Consider the following 15,394-nt stretch of genomic DNA (forward strand, 5'->3'; position numbering starts at 1 on the left):
CGGATGGGCCAATCGACCGCCGGCTCAGGGCTGCTTCATCGCAGTCTGCTCCGTCGCCAACCTGTCGAACAACTTGGCGAAAATCTGCTTGGCGCGGCCCGGATGGGTGACCGCCTTGGCGTTATCCGTGTTTGCGGGCTCGCCAACGACGATGAGGCCGACCATGCCCATTCCATAATGCGGCTTGCACCTGACTCCGTAGACACCAGGCTTGTCGAAGGTGATCGTGACTTCCTCGTTCAACTTGCCGGCGAAGGATTCCGCGCCCTCAGGCAGCATGCCCTTGATCGTCTCGACATTGTGCCCCCTGTCCGTCGGCATGAACTTCACCGTATCACCAGGAGCGAGCTTGATCAGAGACGGTTCGAAAACCATGACTCCTTCCGCCCCCCTGTTGAGCATCTCGACCTCGATTTCCGCCGCCAACAGGGGACAAGTAGCGAGGGTCATGGCCGTCAGGGCGGCAGCGATCTTGGGGATGGTCCGCATTTTCTCTCTCCGTCTCTTGCACGAGCGGTCTCGCTCGCTTTGTTCGGATCGATGAAATAGCGGGTACCGGTGTCCGGCAATTTGCGCGAGATCAAATGCGAGAACGATATCGATATGGCGGCGGGTGAAGTCGTCGCCTCTCTTTGCGCCGGATCAAGAACAGAAGACGGATGGTCCTTTAGATCGGCGTCATCCGGATTGGCGGTTCCCTCAGATTCGCCAGGCGGCCCAACAAAAGGAGACGTGCCATGAGCACATTGACCATAGGGCGCCGTTCATTGACCGTAACGGTTGCCTTTATTGCCTTCTGCGCTGCGGGCCTTGTTTCAGCACCACTTGATGCGACCGCCGACGATATGATGGCGGCGATGGGAACGAGCCACGATGGGGAAACCCTCGCCGCGCAGCCGGTCACCAATGTCGTTCGCGATCCGACGGACCTCCCCGGCCCGGTGGGCGTCAGAGGGCCGCAGCGGATCAAGATCGGTCTCGAGACCGTCGAAGTGACCGGACAACTCGCGGACGGCGCCATCTTCCACTACTGGACATTCAACCGGAAGGTTCCCGGGCCTTTCGTGCGCGTCCGAGTAGGCGATACGGTCGAGGTTTCCCTCAAGAATGCCGATGACAGCGTGATGATGCACAATGTCGATTTTCACGCCGTGACCGGGCCCGGCGGAGGCGCCAAGGCAACTGAGGCCGCACCAGGCGAAACCCGCGGCTTCGAGTTCAAGGCGACGCAGCCCGGCATCTATGTCTATCATTGTGCCACGCCGATGGTCGCCCAGCATATCGCCAACGGCATGTATGGCCTGATACTGGTTGAGCCGGAAGGCGGCTTGCCCAAGGTCGACCGTGAATTCTACGTTATGCAGGGCGAGATCTATACCGAGCAGGCGTTCGGCACAGGCGGACAGCTCGTGGAAAGCTACGACAAGCTCATGAACGAGCGGCCGGAATATTTCGTATTCAACGGCACGACCGAGGCGCTGAAGAAGACACCCTTGAAGGCAAAGACCGGTGAGACAATCAGGATCTTCTTCGGTGTCGGCGGCCCCAACTACACCTCGTCGTTCCATGTGATCGGCGAGATCTTCGACAAGGTCTATACCATGGGCTCGCTGACCGCGAAGCCGCTCAGCGACGTGCAGACCATCACCACACCGCCGGGCGGCGCCAGCGTGGTCGAATTCAAGCTCGAGGTTCCCGGCAATTATATTCTCGTCGATCATGCCTTGACACGGGTCGAACGCGGACTGGCCGGGATTTTGACAGTCGAAGGTCCCGACAACCCCACTGTCTTCAAGGACTACGACCCGGAGCGCAGCGCCGCAGCCGAGGGTCATTGAGCCACCCGACCGCATGGCAGGCCCGGCTAGAGCCCGTGCCTGCCATTTAAGGGTGTCAGCTCTTTATTTGCCAGGATCGAGGCTATAGGGTTCCACTGTGGCTCACAGAGGTTCACTATGGCTGGCCTTGATCCCTCGCTCGTTGCCGATGTGCCGATTTTCCGGGAACTCACGCGCAGTCAGGTCGAAGATATCCTGGGCAAGGCAAGATCGGCACGCTTCACAAAGAACGCGCATATCTTCGAACAGGGTGCCGAGGCTCAGTCTTTCTTCCTCCTGCTGCATGGGCATGTGCAGGCTCTGAAAGTCACGCCGACCGGTGAGCAGGTCGTGGTCAGATATGTTTCCCCTGGCGAGATATTCGGTGTCGCGCATGTGATCGGCCTGAATACTTACCCGGCAACCGCCGTTGCGGTGGTCGACAGCGTCGCGCTCATCTGGCCGGCCTCCATTTGGTCCGAGCTTGTCCGGAGCTATCCGACGCTCGCATCCGGAACATTGCAGACAGTGGGCACTCGCCTTCAGGAAGCCCATGCGCGCGTCATCGAGATATCGACGGAAGAGGTGGAGCGACGAGTCGCTCGCGCCTTGCTGAGGCTTGCCAACCAGGCCGGGCGCAAGGTCGATCGCGGCATCGAAATCGACTTTCCCATCAGCCGGCAGAATATCGCCGAGATGACAGGGACGACGCTTCATACCGTAAGCCGCATCCTGAGCGCCTGGGAACAGGGCGGAATAGTGGAAAGCGGTCGCCAGCGCGTGGTTCTGCGTGACGCCCATCGGCTGATGGCGATTGCCGAGGCTGTTTCGGATTAACTCATGAGCCTCTTTTCAGGCCGGACCGCTTCGCGCCTGCAGGACAGCCCGCAATGCGGTGAGAAAAAGCTCCTGCTCAACACCATGCGCCCGGCAGGCTTCTTCCAGCGTGTGAAAGGGAGCGACCGGACATCCGACACAGAGCATCCCGTATCTCAGGAATATCGCAATGGCCGGCGGCAGCTCTCGCATCACATCATCGACTATTTGATCTGATCGCACAGGCATGGTCACACAGGTCAGCCATGAAACCGGATTCGATTACTTCTTCCGGCGTGCGGTGTCTTTGCGCTGGCACAATATGGCGGCTTGATGCGGAAATCGTGCTCTGGCTTCCTCGCGGGAGGCCCGCCGTTTCAAGATGCCATATCCGGCCGAAGCGAAACGAAACGCAGTATCGTAGCGACCGTATTATTGCGCAGGCGGGCTTGCGCCGCTTCGCTGTCAAGGTCGCGGTCGAAAATCTTCGCGAAGGTCGCGCGATTGGAGACATTGAAGAAGCAAAGCGCGCTGACCTGCCAGTGCAGATCGACGGGATCTATTCCGGCACGGAACGTCCCGTCGGAAACACCCCGGTGATAGATGCGCGCAATGTGATCTATGGCCGTCTTGTTGACTTCGCGGATGATGTCCGAACGCTCGAGATACTGACCGTGATGGATGTTCTCGATCATCACCATACGGATGAATTCCTCATGCCGACGATGGTGATCGAACGTGAACTCGACAAGCTTGCGCAGCGCCTCCGGCGGCGCCAGGCCGTCGGTATCGAGCTTCGTTTCACCGTCGCGGACCAGCCGGTAGGCATTCTCTAAAGCGTGCAGATAGAGCCCCTCCTTGTCGCCGAAATAATAATAGATCATCCGCTTCGATGACCGGGTGCGCGCGGCAATCTCATCGATGCGCGCCCCCGACAGGCCGTTGAGCGCGAATTCCTTCGAGGCGACCTCAAGGATGTTGCGGCGGGTTCCTTCCGGATCCTGCGGCCGGGTGACCTTTCCCGTCTTGCCCGGCTCCTGCGGTTTCCTTTGCAATTTCATAGCGATCCCCTCGAACCCATACTGGCGGTTGACTAAACTAACTAGTTCGTACATTCTTGTAAGTCCAGTCTGGGCATTATTGTTTCGCCGCCCGGAAATACAAGTGCGCCGGCCAGGCGCCGAACGGACTCAAAAGGTCCAAAGGAGCGAGGCTTGGGAGGATCGGCTGGAGCGATCGGCAAGACGCTCGACCGGGTGATGCCACCGCAGGCGGACCCGGGCCGGCCCCATATGCTCATCGGCCTGATCGGCCGCGGCATCCAGTCCTCACGCAGCCCGAAGATGCACGAGCTCGAAGGCGCGCGCCTCGGCCTCGCCTATCGCTATGTCCTGGTGGATTTCGACCAGCTCGATCTGCCCGATCGCGCGCTTGGCGCGATCCTGGAATCGGCGCGCGCCAAGGGATTTGCCGGACTGAATGTCACACACCCGTTCAAGCAATCGGTGATCGGGCATCTGGATGGGATGACATCCGAGGCGGAGGCCATCGGGTCGGTGAACACCATCGTCTTCGGCCGACCGGGCGCCATTGGTCACAATACCGACAGCTGGGGCTTTGCCCAAAGCTTTCGGGAAGAAATGGCGGACGCCCCTCTCCGGCGCGTCGTTCAGTTCGGCGCCGGCGGTGCCGGTGCCGCCGTCGCCTATGCCTTGATGGATCTGGGCGTCGGCGAGCTTTGGCTGTTCGATACCGACAGCGCGAGAGCGGACGCGCTTTGCGTTGCGGTGGGAAGACGCTTCCCGGGACGCATGCGGGTGGAGGCTGACCCCGCCGGCGCCCTTCGCCATGCCGATGGCCTGGTGAACGCCACGCCTGTCGGCATGATCAAATATCCCGGCATGCCCTTCCCCGAAAGCCTGTTGTCGCATCGCCACTGGGTAGCCGAGATCATCTATTTCCCGGTCGAGACCGAGCTCCTCAGGCGGGCCCGCGCGCTTGGCTGCCGCATATTGCCGGGCACAGGAATGGCCATCTACCAGGCCGCGCGTGCGTTCGAGCTCTTCACCGGCAAGACGCCGGACCGACATGCCATGGCCGCGCATTTCGCAGCCGCGGAACAGGAAAGGATCGATTGCATCTGAGGCCAATCAAGGCCCTGTAAGTTTCAAAATGGGAGGAAGGCAATGACTGTAAGCATCACACGCCGCCATTTCCTGGCAGGAACCGGCCTGCTCGCGACGACGGCCGCATTTCCGGCGCTGGCGCAGGACAAGCCGAAGCTGCGCTTTTCGGCCGTGTTCTCGGAGCAGGATATTCGCGCCGAGATGATGAAAATGTTCGCCGACGCCATCAAGGACGACTTCGCCTTCGAGGGCTATTACGGCGGCAACCTCTTCAAGCAAGGCACCGAACTGGTCGCGCTGCAGCGCGGCAATCTCGAGATGGGCAATATCGCGCCGCAGGACATTTCCAAGCAGATCCCGGCCTGGTCGCTCCTGACCGCCGGATATCTGTTCCGCGACGCGGCACATCTCAAGAGCTTCTTCGCCAGCGAGATGGGCGCCCAGATGAAGCAGATGACCGAGGACCAGCTCGGCGTGAAGGTGCTGGGGCCGACCTATTTCGGCGTACGCCAGGTCGGCCTGAAGCCCGACAAGGAAATCAAGACGCCGGCCGACATGGCCGGGATCAAGCTGCGCATGCCGGGCGGCGATGCCTGGCAGTTCCTGGGCAGCGCGCTGGGCGCAAATCCCACGCCCATGGCCTATGCCGAGGTCTATACCGGCCTGCAGACCGGCGCCATCGACGGCCAGGACAATCCGCTACCCAATGTCGAGAATATGAAGTTCTACGAGGTGATGTCGCAGATCGTCCTGACAGCGCATCTCGTGGGCTTCGACCTGCTGACCGTCGCGAAGAAGACCTGGGACAAGATGGGGCCGGACAAGCAGGCCAAGTTCCAGGCGGCAGCCGACAAGGCCATCGACTTCTCGACGAGCAAGCATCTGGCCCGCGAGAAGGACCTGGTGGAAGTCTTCAAATCCAAGGGGCTCAAGCTCTATGAGCCGGATGTGGCGGCTTTCCGCAAATTCGCGCAGGAGAAATACCTGGCGTCCGATCTTGCCAAGGACTGGCCGCAAGGCATGATCGAGAAGATCAACACGCTTTGAGACCGGACGGGCGCCGGCGGCCGACTGCCGGCACCCGCCTCGCCGCAGATGGGGGCGGAGGCTGAATGGATCCGAGACTTCGCCATACCGGCATGTGGCTCTACCGGCGCGGGGAGAACCTGCTGGCGGCCATGCTGTTCGTCATGTTCGCCGCCTTCATCCTGCAGATCGTCTTTCGCTACCTGCTCAATTTCCCGGTCGGCTGGACCAATGAGATCAGCGTGGTCCTGTGGATCTGGATCGTGCTGTTCGGGGCCGCCTTCGTCGTTCGGGAAGACGAGGAGATCCGCTTCGACCTCCTTTACGCGGCTGCCGGACCCAAGGCGCGACGGATCATCTTCGTGATCTCGGCGATCGTGCTCATCGTCCTCTATGGGATCTCCTTTCCCGCCACCGCCGATTACGTGACCTTCATGAAGGTGGAGAAGACCGCCTATCTGAAGATTCGTTTCGACTGGCTGTTCTCGGTCTACCTCCTGTTCGTGGTCGCGGTCATCGCCCGCTATCTGTGGCTCGCCTGGCAAGCCTTGTTCGGCCGGGCGCCGGCAGATTTCGATCCGACGAAGGCGGCGTCGGGCGTATGAGTCTCGCAAGTCCGTTCTCGCTCTGTGTCGTCGCCATGACGGCGCTGGCCGTCCTGGGCCTGCCTATCGGCCATGCAATGATCGCCGGATCAATTCTCTATCTGGCACTGGCCGGTCTCGACATGGGAACCGCGGCGGAGCAGATCCTCAACGGGATGTATACAAACTACATCCTCCTGGCGGTGCCGTTGTTCATCCTTGCTGCCGAGCTCATGAATATCGGCTCGATGACGGATCGCCTGCTGGCCTTTTGCAATGCCATTGTCGGCCGCTTCCGCGGCGGACTTGCCTATGTCAACATCGTCCAGTCGATCATCTTCGCCGGCATGTCGGGTTCCGCCATCGCCGATGCCGCCGGCACCGGCAAGCTGATGCAGCAGATGATGACCAGGGACAACAGGTATCCCGCGAGCTATGCCGCGGCACTGACCGCCGCCACCGCGGTGATCGGCCCGATCATCCCGCCCTCGATCCCGATGATCATCTATGCGCTCGTCTCCAATGCCTCCATCGGATATCTCTTCCTTGGCGGCGTGGTGCCCGGCCTGCTCATGGCCCTGGCCCAGATGGTCATCGTGTTCCTCGATGCGCGGCGCAAGCAGTTTCCCGTCGAGGAGCCCACGCCCTTGAGAGAACTTCCACTGGTCACGTGGCGCGCCTTCCCTGCCCTGATGATGCCGGTGGTGCTGCTCGGCGGGATCTATTCCGGCGCGGCGACGCCGACCGAGGCCGCGGCGGTCGCCGCCGCTTATGCGCTTCTCATCTCGATCGTGCTCTATCGCAGCGTGAGCTTCGCCGACTTCTACCGCTCCATCCTGGCGAGCGCCCGCACGGCGGCCTCGATCGGCATGCTGATCACCGGCGCCCTCGTGTTCAACTATATAGTGACCGTCGAAAACATCCCCCAGTCGCTCAGCATCATTCTGCGGGCATGGGAGTTGTCGCCGCTGGGTTTCCTGATCCTGGTCAATATCGTCCTGCTCGTCCTCGGCTGCGTGCTCGAGGGAACGACGATCCTGCTGGTGGTCGTCCCGGTGCTCATCCCGACCGCGCAAGCGCTCGGCATCGACATGGTGCATTTCGGCGTGGTGGTTGTGGTCAATATCATGCTGGGCCTGATCACGCCTCCCTATGGCCTGCTGCTCTTCGTCATGACGCGCATCGCGGAAGTGCCGATGCGGGCGCTGGTGCGCGACACCCTGCCCTTTCTCGCGGCCATGGTGGCGGCGCTCGCCTTGATCACCTCATTTCCGGGACTTGTGCTCTGGCTCCCCCGGGCCTTCGGCTACAGCGGGTAGGCAAATGACGAGCAAATCCATCTTCATCCTGAACGGGCCTAATCTCAACCGATTGGGCAAGCGCGAGCCTGAAATCTACGGAACGACGACACTGGCGGAGATCGAGGCCATGTGCGGCATGGCAGCCCGCGGCCGGCCGGTGCGCTTCCACCAGTCAAACATGGAGGGCGAGATCGTCAGCTGGATCCATGATGCGATCGATGAAGGTGCCGGCATCATCATCAACCCGGCCGCATTGACCTTCACATCGCTCGCCATCCTCGATGCTCTGAAGATGTTCAATGGGCCGATCATCGAGCTGCATATTTCCAATATCCACCGGCGGGAAGCCTATTACCACAACTCCATGGTCTCCAAGGTCGCCACCGCCGTCATGGCAGGCTTCGGGGCGCATGGATATGTTCTCGCCCTGCGCGCCATGATCCGGATGATCGACGCATGAAGACCTCGATCGCCACGGTCTCGATCAGCGGCGATTTTTCCGAGAAGCTGTCGGCCATCGCCGCGGCGGGCTTCGACGGTGTCGAGATCTTCGAGAACGATTTCCTGGGTTTCGACGGCTCGCCGCGCGATGTGGGGCGGATGGCGCGCGATCTCGGGCTGGAGATCACTCTGTTCCAGCCGTTCCGCGATTTCGAGGGCCTGCCCGAACCGCAGCGCCGGCGCGCCTTCGACCGGGCGGAACGCAAGTTCGACCTCATGCAGGAACTCGGCACCGATCTGATGCTGGTATGCTCGAGCGTATCGCCTGTCGCGCTCGGCGGCATCGACCGCGCCGCGGCCGATTTTCGCGAGCTCGGCGAGCGCGCGGCCCAGCGCGGCTTGCGGGTGGGTTACGAAGCGTTGGCCTGGGGCAAGCATATCAACGACCATCGCGACGCCTGGGAGATCGTGCGGCGGGCAGACCATCCCGGCATCGGTCTCATTCTCGATTCCTTCCACACGCTGGCGCGCAAGATCGATATCGGGTCCATCCGGGCCATCCCCAAGGAAAAGATATTCATCGTCCAGCTCGCCGACGCGCCGCTGATCGAGATGGACCTTCTCTACTGGAGCCGGCATTTCCGCAACATGCCGGGCGAAGGAGATTTGCCGGTCAAGGACTTCCTGCGTGCCGTCGCGGCCACGGGCTATGACGGCTATCTGTCACTGGAGATTTTCAACGACCAGTTCCGCGGCGGCTCGCCGAAGTCCATCTCCATCGATGGGCACCGCTCGCTGATCTACCTGATGGACCAGGTGAAGCGCGATGAGCCGGCGCTGACGCAGACACTGCCGCGACTGCCCCGGCGCGTCGGCATCGAGGGCATTGCCTTCATCGAATTCACCGCCGACCAGGCGGGCGGGCGGCAGGTTGCGGCGCTCCTGCATGCGCTTGGCTTTCGCAAGGCGGCCCGTCACATTTCCAAGGACGTCACCCTGTTCCGGCAAGGCGACATCAACATCGTCATCAATACCGAGAGCACCGGTCTGGCGCATTCCGCTTTCCTGGTGCGCGGAACCTCGGTCTATGCCTTCGGGCTCAAGGTCGAGGACGCCCGGGCAACGGTCGAGCGGGCCAGGGCGCTTCTGGCCGTTCCCTTCACTCAAACGGTCGGCCCCGGTGAGCTCGAGATTCCGGCCATACGCGGCGTTGGCGGCGGTCTCGTCTATTTCATCGACGGCAAGTCCGATCTTGCCCGTCTCTGGGATGTGGATTTCTCTCTCACGGAGGATGACGCCAGGCGCTCCGATGCCGGACTGACCTGCATCGATCATGTCGGGCAAACGATGGAATACGGCGAGATGCTGACCTGGCAGCTCTTCTACACCTCGATCTTCGAGACGCGGAAGATGCCCATGGTCGATGTCATCGATCCCTCGGGCGTGGTCAGGAGCCAGGTGATCGAAAGCGGCGGCGGCGGCCTCAGACTCATTCTGAACGGCGCCGACAACAGCCAGACGCTGGCCGGGCGTTTCATCGCGGAGAGCTTCGGGTCGGGCGTTCAGCACTTCGCGCTGTCGACAGGCGATATCTTCGCAACGGCGAAAGCCCTGCGAGACAGAGGCTTCGCCGCCCTGGCGATATCGCCCAACTACTATGACGATGTCGAAGCGCGTTTCGGCCTCGCGCCGGAGCTGGCCGACCGGCTGCGGGCGGAGAACATCCTCTATGACCGCGACGAGTTCGGCGAGTTCTTCCAGCTCTACGCCCCGCCCTTCGGCGAAGGTTTCCTGATCGAAGTGGTCGAGCGGAAGGGGCCTTACGGAGGCTATGGCGCGGGAAACGCGCCGTTCCGTATCGCGGCACAGAAGCGGCACTTACGGTCGAAGGGGATGATGCCTCATGTCTGAGTCAATTGCTGGAGAGTCCCCTGCCCGTCCTGCGCCTTGGGCTCCTTGAGGCGGAACCAGGCCACATAGAGAGCGGGCAGGAACAGGAGCGTCAGCACCGTGCCCACGATGATCCCGCCCATCATGGCGTAGGCCATCGGCCCCCAGAAGACCTCACGCGCGATCGGAATCAGAGCGAGGCTCGCGGCCGCCGCGGTCAGCATGATCGGGCGCATGCGATGCTCCGTCGCCTCGATCACCGCCGACCACCCATCCCTGCCCTCGCTGCGCAGCTGCTCGATCTGGATGACGAGGATGACGGAGTTTCGGATCAGGATGCCGATCAGCGCCAGGACGCCCAGAATGGCGACGAAGCCGAGCGGCGCCCCGCTCGGCAGGAGCGCGCTGACCACGCCGATAAGACCCAGGGGCGCCACGACGGTCACGAGGAAAAGCCGCTGGAAGCTCTGGAGCTGGATCATCAGGATCGTCGCCATGACGAGCAGCATCATCGGAACGACGGCGATGATCGGGGCCTGTCCTTTGGCGCTTTCCTCGACCGAGCCGCCGGCGACGATCCGATAGCCGGCCGGCAAGGCGCGGGTGATCTCGTCAATCCGCGGCGCCAGCTCGGCGACGACGGTCGCCGGCTGAACCGCCGTCCCGATCGCGGCCTTGACGGTGATGGTCGGCAGTCGGCCGCGCCGCCAGATCACCGGCTGCTCCGACTCGTAGCGGAAATTGGCGACCGCGGCGAGCGGGACCGGCTTGCCGGCACTCGTCTGGATCTGCAGGTTCTGCAGGGTCTCGATGGACGAGCGCTCGCTGTCGCGGGCCCGGCCCATCACATTCACCAGATAGATATTGTCGCGCACCTGGGTCGCGGTCGTGCCGCCGACGATGCTGTTGAGCGCGGTCGCGATCGTTTCGGACGTGATGCCGAGCTGGGCTGCCTTGTCCTGCAATACATCGACCTTCACCACGCGTCCCGGCTCGTTCCAGTCATAGGCGATATCGGTGAGATTCTCGTTCTTCGAGACCGTCGCCGCAACCGTCTGCGCCAGGTTACGCACGGTCTGCACATCCGGACCACTGACGCGATATTGGACCGGACGGCCGACGGGAGGGCCGATGTCGAGCAGATGCACGAAGGCGTCCGTCCCGACATAATCGCGGGCGATGATGGCCTTGAGCTTGTTGCGCAGGCGGTCCCGCGCCTCGACATCGCGGGTCACGATGACGATCTGGCCGAAATTCGGACTGGCCGGCGGCACGTCGTAGGAAAGCAGGAAGCGGACCGCGCCCTGGCCGACATAGGACGACCAGTGCTCGATGTCCGGGTCGCCTTCGAGGGCGGTCTTCTCGAAGCGGTCCATCTGCGCGCGGGTTTCGGTGATCGACGCGTTCTGCGGAACCGTCCAGTCGATGATCAGCTCGTGCCGGTCGGATGAGGGAAAGAACTGCTGCTGAACGAAGCGCATGGCGCCCACGGAGAGCGCGAATACCAGCACCGTGGCGACGATGGTCAGCCACTTCCAGCGCACACAGGCGCGCAGCAGGACGCCGAAGACGCGCGCGAACCGGCCGGGCTCGCCATGGTGCTTCTGCTTCATCGACCTCGGCAGCAGCGTTACACCGAGCAGCGGCACGAACAGGACCGCGACGATCCAGGACACCAGCAGTGAAACCGCGATGACGACGAACAGCGTGAAGGTGAATTCACCCGCGGCACTGTCGTTCAGTCCGACGGGAATGAAACTCGCGACCGTCACCAGCGTGCCGGTCAGCATCGGGAATGCCGTCGAGACATAGACATGGGTGGCGGCTTTTTCGAGCGTATCGCCCACTTCCAGGCGCGCTACCATCATCTCCACCGCGATCATGGCGTCATCGACCAGGAGACCGAGCGCGATGATCAGGGCGCCGAGCGAGATGCGCTGCAGCGAAATGCCGAGGACCTCCATCGCGATGAACGTAATCCCCAGCACCAGCGGTATCGTCACCGCCACGACAAAGCCGGCCCTGAGCCCCAGGCTGACGAAGCTGACGATGAGGACGATCGCCACGGCCTCGAACAGCGCCTTGGTGAAGCCGCCGACGGCTTCCTCGACGATGGCGGGCTGGTCGGAGACCTGATGCACGCCGATGCCGATCGGAAGGTCGGCCTCGATCCTGGCCATCTCGTGCTTCAGGGCTTCGCCGAAGTTCAGGAGGTTGGCGTTCGGCTTCATGCCGATCGCCAGCCCGATCGCCGGCTTGCCGCCGACGCGGAACAGAGAGGTCGGCGGATCGACGTAACCGCGGCTGATGGTGGCCACATCGCCCAGGCGGAAGAACCGGTCGTTGATCCTGAGATTGATGGCCCGCAGGCTGTCCTCGGAAGTGAACTGGCCGCCGACGCGCACGCTGATCCGTTCGCCCTGGGCCTCGATCGTTCCCGATGGCGCGATCGCGTTCTGCGCCTGCAAGGTCTCGACGACCGCCTGTTGCGTCAGGCCGAGCGCTGCGATCTGGCGGGTCGAGAATTGCAGGTAGATCACCTCGTCCTGCGCGCCGATGAGATCGACCTTGCCGATATCGGGCACGGCCAGGATCCGGGCGCGGATGTCCTCGACATAGTCACGCAGCTGCCGCTGGCTGAACCCGTCGGCGGTGAAGGCATAGATATTGCCATAGACGTCGCCGAAGCTGTCGTTGAATGTCGGTCCGACGACACCTTCGGGAAACTGGCTCTTGATGTCCCCAATCATGTTGCGAATCCTGGCCCAGATCGCGGGGATGTCCCTGGCTTTGGTCGTCTGCTTGAGGTTGACGAAGATCGTCGTCATGCCCGGCATGTTGAGGCTCTTGGCATAGTCGAAGCTGTCGAGCTCCTCGAGCTTCTTTTCGATGCGGTCGGCGACCTGGCCGGTCATGTCCTCCACCGTGGCGCCCGGCCAGCGCGCCTGGATGATCATCGTCTTGATGGTGAAGTCCGGATCTTCAGCCCGGCCGAGATTGAAATACGAGAAGATCCCGGCGACCGTCGCCACGAGCATGAAGTACCAGATGAGCGAGCGGTGGCGCAGCGACCAGTCGGACAGGTTGAAACGCGTCACGGCGAAACCTCTTCATCGAATTTGACGCTCTGTCCTTCGGACAGGCTGTGGACGCCGGCGACGACGAGGCGATCTCCCGCCGTGAGCTGGCCGGTGATGCGCGCCTTGCGGTCGTCGCGCTCTGCCAGCACGACGGCCACGGTGCGCACCGTCTTGCTCTTCGGATCGAGCAGCCAGACGCGGGTTTCGCCATCACGGTCGAGAACCGCCGTGGCCGGGATGTCGAACACCGTCTCCGCCGTCACAGGGGTCGCGGGCAGCGCGGTGATGGTGGCTCCGAGCCTGAATGCCTCGATGCTCTGGTCGAGCGTGATCTTGACCCGGCGCGAGCGTGTCGCCTGGTCGGCCTGCGGGGCAATCTCGCGGATCTTGCCAGTTGCAGTGATCGAGGGGTCGGTCTGCAGCCGGATCGCAAAGGGATCGCCCGACCCCAGGCCCTGCGCCGTCATGTCGGGAATATCGACGACGGCTTCCCTTATATCGGTTTGCGCGATCGTCATGACCTTCTGGCCGGCAGCGACCGTCTGGCCGACCTCGGCATCGACGCTGGTGACGACTCCTGCCGCGTCGGCCATCAGCGTCGCGTAGCCGCGCTGCTCGCGAGCCTTGGCGAGATTGGCCTGCGCTTCCTTCACGCCGGCGGCTGCGGCATCGAGTGCCTGCCGGGCATTGTCGAAATCGGCCTGGCTGGCGATCTTCTTGGCAAAGAGGGTGCTGGTCCTGCCCTCGGCGGCGGTGGCATTGGCCAGCTGCGCCTGCGCCTTGACAAGCTCAGCCTCGCTGGTGCGCACGGCGAAATCCAGCAATTGCGGATCGATCTGCGCCAGCGTCTGCCCTGGCGCCACGATATCGCCGACGTCAACCGGACGTGCGATGAGGCGGCCCAGCACACGGAATCCCCGATCGGTCTGGAAACGCGGCTGGATAGTGCCGGCAAAGCCGATCGACTGATCCTTCTGTGGCTTGAGCACGAGAGAGAGGACAGGCCGCGGCGGACTTTCCGACGCTGCCTCGTCCGTGTCGGGCGTGCACCCCGCCAGCATGCCGGCCAGGACCGCGACAGAGAGAAGAAGGGAGGCTCGGTTCATTTCGCGGCCTCATTATTGGCCTGCTCACCCTCTGTCAGCGGGGTCACGACCTGGCCGGGTGTCAGCTGCTGCACGCCCGCCGTCACGACGATGTCGCCGGCTGCGAGGCCGCTCTTGATCAGCAGCTCACCCGTCCGGTAGCTGTCGACCACGATCGGTTTCAGGACAGCAACGTGACTGCTCGGGTCGACGATCCAGACGGCCGGCTTGCCGTTCTCGATGAAATAGGCACTCCAGGGCAGGCGGAAGACGGTGGTGGGCTGAAACCGGCCAACGCCGGTGACGGCCGCGCCGAGGGTCATCGCGGCGGGAGGCTGGTCAATGGCGATCTTGACGCGCACCGTGCCGGTCGAGGGATCGATGGCGGGGGCAACTTCACGGACCTTGCCGGTCGCCTGAATCTCGGGGTTGTCGACCAGCGCGATCTCAACCGTGTCGCTGGCGGGCCTCTGGGTCAGCAGCCCCTCATAGACGTCGAAGACCGCGTCCCGCTCGCCGTCGCGCGCAACGGTGAAGACGGCTTGCGCGGCATCGACGACCTGTCCGGCCTCGGCATTGCGGGCGATCACGATGCCCGAAGCATCCGCTATCAAGGATGTATAAGTGAGCTGTTGCCGGGCTGTCGCCAGATTGGAGCTGGCGGCGTCGAGCGTCGCCCGCGCAGCCTGGAAGGCTTGCTGGGCGTCGTCGTAATTGCTCCGCGTCGTGAAGCCGCTCTCCAGCAAGGTCTTCTGGCGATCAAAAGCGGCCGCGGTCTGGCGCAAGGTGGCGGCGGCCGACTGGACACTGGCTATCGCGGAAGAAACGTCAGCCGTCTGCTCCTGCGCTTCCAAGGTCGCCAGAACCTGACCGGCCCTGATGTGATCGCCGACCTCGACGAAGCGTTGGGCGATCCTGCCGGTCACGCGGAAAGCGAGATCACTCTGGACGCGGGCCCTGATCTCTCCGGTCAGCGCCACCGACCGGGCATGCTGCGAGGCCGACACGATCTGCGTTTTTACAGGCAACGAAGCCCGCTCTGGCGATTTCTCCTCCTCGCCGCACGCAGTGAGCGCCACAGCGAGACCGCCGAGAAGGAAGACCGTGATGACTCTTTGGGGAAAGCGAGATGCCTGCCGCATGACTATCCGATAATCTAAACTGAACCGTTCAGTTTTTATTTGCACAGGAGAGGCATATGTGTCAATCATAAACTGAACGGTTCAGT

14 protein-coding genes are annotated in these 15,394 nt (G+C 62.7%); 8 read left to right on the plus strand and 6 right to left on the minus strand.

The window, feature by feature from the left end; genetic code table 11:
• Window positions 1–24: 24 nt before the first annotated feature.
• Window positions 25–489, minus strand: a complete 465-nt coding sequence (locus tag DT068_RS15715; protein WP_119390813.1) for a pseudoazurin — start codon at window positions 487–489, stop codon at window positions 25–27.
• A 248-nt stretch (window positions 490–737) separates the two neighbouring features.
• Between DT068_RS15715 and nirK the strand changes: the two genes are divergently transcribed.
• Together nirK and DT068_RS15725 are read left to right on the plus strand one after the other, a co-directional pair.
• Entirely contained in the window at window positions 738–1,838 is a 1,101-nt protein-coding gene (gene nirK / locus DT068_RS15720) for a copper-containing nitrite reductase (protein ID WP_119390814.1), read from the plus strand.
• A gap of 117 nt (window positions 1,839–1,955) precedes the next feature.
• Window positions 1,956–2,654 carry a Crp/Fnr family transcriptional regulator gene (locus DT068_RS15725; RefSeq protein ID WP_119390815.1) on the plus strand — a complete coding sequence of 233 codons (699 nt, stop codon included), beginning with the start codon at window positions 1,956–1,958 and terminating at the stop codon, window positions 2,652–2,654.
• A 15-nt stretch (window positions 2,655–2,669) separates the two neighbouring features.
• Here the strand turns inward: DT068_RS15725 and DT068_RS15730 are convergent, their stop codons facing one another.
• Both DT068_RS15730 and DT068_RS15735 read right to left on the minus strand, forming a co-directional pair.
• Complete coding sequence (locus DT068_RS15730; protein ID WP_119390973.1) at window positions 2,670–2,882, minus strand: DUF1858 domain-containing protein; 213 nt, start codon at window positions 2,880–2,882, stop codon at window positions 2,670–2,672.
• Between the two features lie 128 nt (window positions 2,883–3,010).
• On the minus strand, window positions 3,011–3,694 hold the full coding sequence (locus DT068_RS15735; RefSeq protein ID WP_119390816.1) for a TetR/AcrR family transcriptional regulator: 684 nt from the start codon (window positions 3,692–3,694) through the stop codon (window positions 3,011–3,013).
• Window positions 3,695–3,847: 153 nt separating this feature from the next.
• On the opposite strand from DT068_RS15735, the gene DT068_RS15740 reads away from it, so the two are divergent.
• The 6 genes from DT068_RS15740 (at window position 3,848) to DT068_RS15765 (ending at window position 10,022) form a co-directional block, all read left to right on the plus strand.
• Window positions 3,848–4,777 (plus strand): shikimate dehydrogenase, encoded by a 930-nt coding sequence (locus tag DT068_RS15740; RefSeq protein WP_368904757.1) that lies wholly within the window; start codon window positions 3,848–3,850, stop codon window positions 4,775–4,777.
• A 42-nt stretch (window positions 4,778–4,819) separates the two neighbouring features.
• On the plus strand, window positions 4,820–5,806 hold the full coding sequence (gene dctP / locus DT068_RS15745) for a TRAP transporter substrate-binding protein DctP (protein ID WP_119390817.1): 987 nt from the start codon (window positions 4,820–4,822) through the stop codon (window positions 5,804–5,806).
• 65 nt (window positions 5,807–5,871) lie between these two features.
• Window positions 5,872–6,390, plus strand: a complete 519-nt coding sequence (locus tag DT068_RS15750) for a TRAP transporter small permease (protein ID WP_119390818.1) — start codon at window positions 5,872–5,874, stop codon at window positions 6,388–6,390.
• Window positions 6,387–7,688 (plus strand): TRAP transporter large permease, encoded by a 1,302-nt coding sequence (locus DT068_RS15755; protein WP_119390819.1) that lies wholly within the window; start codon window positions 6,387–6,389, stop codon window positions 7,686–7,688. The genes DT068_RS15750 and DT068_RS15755 overlap by 4 nt, the downstream gene beginning before the upstream one ends.
• A 4-nt stretch (window positions 7,689–7,692) precedes the next feature.
• Entirely contained in the window at window positions 7,693–8,130 is a 438-nt protein-coding gene (locus tag DT068_RS15760) for a type II 3-dehydroquinate dehydratase (protein ID WP_119390820.1), read from the plus strand.
• On the plus strand, window positions 8,127–10,022 hold the full coding sequence (locus tag DT068_RS15765) for a bifunctional sugar phosphate isomerase/epimerase/4-hydroxyphenylpyruvate dioxygenase family protein (protein ID WP_119390821.1): 1,896 nt from the start codon (window positions 8,127–8,129) through the stop codon (window positions 10,020–10,022). The genes DT068_RS15760 and DT068_RS15765 overlap by 4 nt, the downstream gene beginning before the upstream one ends.
• Here DT068_RS15765 and DT068_RS15770 read toward each other — a convergent pair.
• From DT068_RS15770 to DT068_RS15780, 3 genes are read right to left on the minus strand one after another with little or no spacing between them, the layout of a single operon-like run.
• Window positions 10,013–13,099: an efflux RND transporter permease subunit gene (locus DT068_RS15770; RefSeq protein ID WP_119390822.1), complete on the minus strand. Its 3,087-nt coding sequence runs from the start codon at window positions 13,097–13,099 to the stop codon at window positions 10,013–10,015. The two genes, DT068_RS15765 and DT068_RS15770, sit on opposite strands and share 10 nt — an antisense overlap.
• The gene (locus DT068_RS15775) at window positions 13,096–14,187 is read right to left on the minus strand and encodes an efflux RND transporter periplasmic adaptor subunit (RefSeq protein WP_119390823.1); all 1,092 of its coding nucleotides are present in this window, start codon (window positions 14,185–14,187) and stop codon (window positions 13,096–13,098) included. The genes DT068_RS15770 and DT068_RS15775 overlap by 4 nt, the downstream gene beginning before the upstream one ends.
• A complete protein-coding gene (locus DT068_RS15780; protein ID WP_162914226.1) occupies window positions 14,184–15,308 on the minus strand; it encodes an efflux RND transporter periplasmic adaptor subunit in 1,125 nt (374 codons plus the stop codon). The genes DT068_RS15775 and DT068_RS15780 overlap by 4 nt, the downstream gene beginning before the upstream one ends.
• Between the last annotated feature and the right edge of the window lie 86 nt (window positions 15,309–15,394).

The sequence above is a fragment of the Taklimakanibacter lacteus genome (genome assembly GCA_003576695.1).
GTDB classification, from domain to species: domain Bacteria; phylum Pseudomonadota; class Alphaproteobacteria; order Rhizobiales; family Aestuariivirgaceae; genus Taklimakanibacter; species Taklimakanibacter lacteus.

Coding starts and splice junctions, on each gene's coding strand:
- DT068_RS15760 (WP_119390820.1), top strand. CDS start 7,693: ATGACGAGCAAATCCATCTTCATCCTGAACGGGCCTAATCTCAACCGA.
- DT068_RS15755 (WP_119390819.1), top strand. CDS start 6,387: ATGAGTCTCGCAAGTCCGTTCTCGCTCTGTGTCGTCGCCATGACGGCG.
- DT068_RS15750 (WP_119390818.1), top strand. CDS start 5,872: ATGGATCCGAGACTTCGCCATACCGGCATGTGGCTCTACCGGCGCGGG.
- DT068_RS15780 (WP_162914226.1), bottom strand. CDS start 15,308: ATGCGGCAGGCATCTCGCTTTCCCCAAAGAGTCATCACGGTCTTCCTT.
- dctP (WP_119390817.1), top strand. CDS start 4,820: ATGACTGTAAGCATCACACGCCGCCATTTCCTGGCAGGAACCGGCCTG.
- nirK (WP_119390814.1), top strand. CDS start 738: ATGAGCACATTGACCATAGGGCGCCGTTCATTGACCGTAACGGTTGCC.
- DT068_RS15730 (WP_119390973.1), bottom strand. CDS start 2,882: ATGCCTGTGCGATCAGATCAAATAGTCGATGATGTGATGCGAGAGCTG.
- DT068_RS15775 (WP_119390823.1), bottom strand. CDS start 14,187: ATGAACCGAGCCTCCCTTCTTCTCTCTGTCGCGGTCCTGGCCGGCATG.
- DT068_RS15715 (WP_119390813.1), bottom strand. CDS start 489: ATGCGGACCATCCCCAAGATCGCTGCCGCCCTGACGGCCATGACCCTC.
- DT068_RS15725 (WP_119390815.1), top strand. CDS start 1,956: ATGGCTGGCCTTGATCCCTCGCTCGTTGCCGATGTGCCGATTTTCCGG.
- DT068_RS15765 (WP_119390821.1), top strand. CDS start 8,127: ATGAAGACCTCGATCGCCACGGTCTCGATCAGCGGCGATTTTTCCGAG.
- DT068_RS15735 (WP_119390816.1), bottom strand. CDS start 3,694: ATGAAATTGCAAAGGAAACCGCAGGAGCCGGGCAAGACGGGAAAGGTC.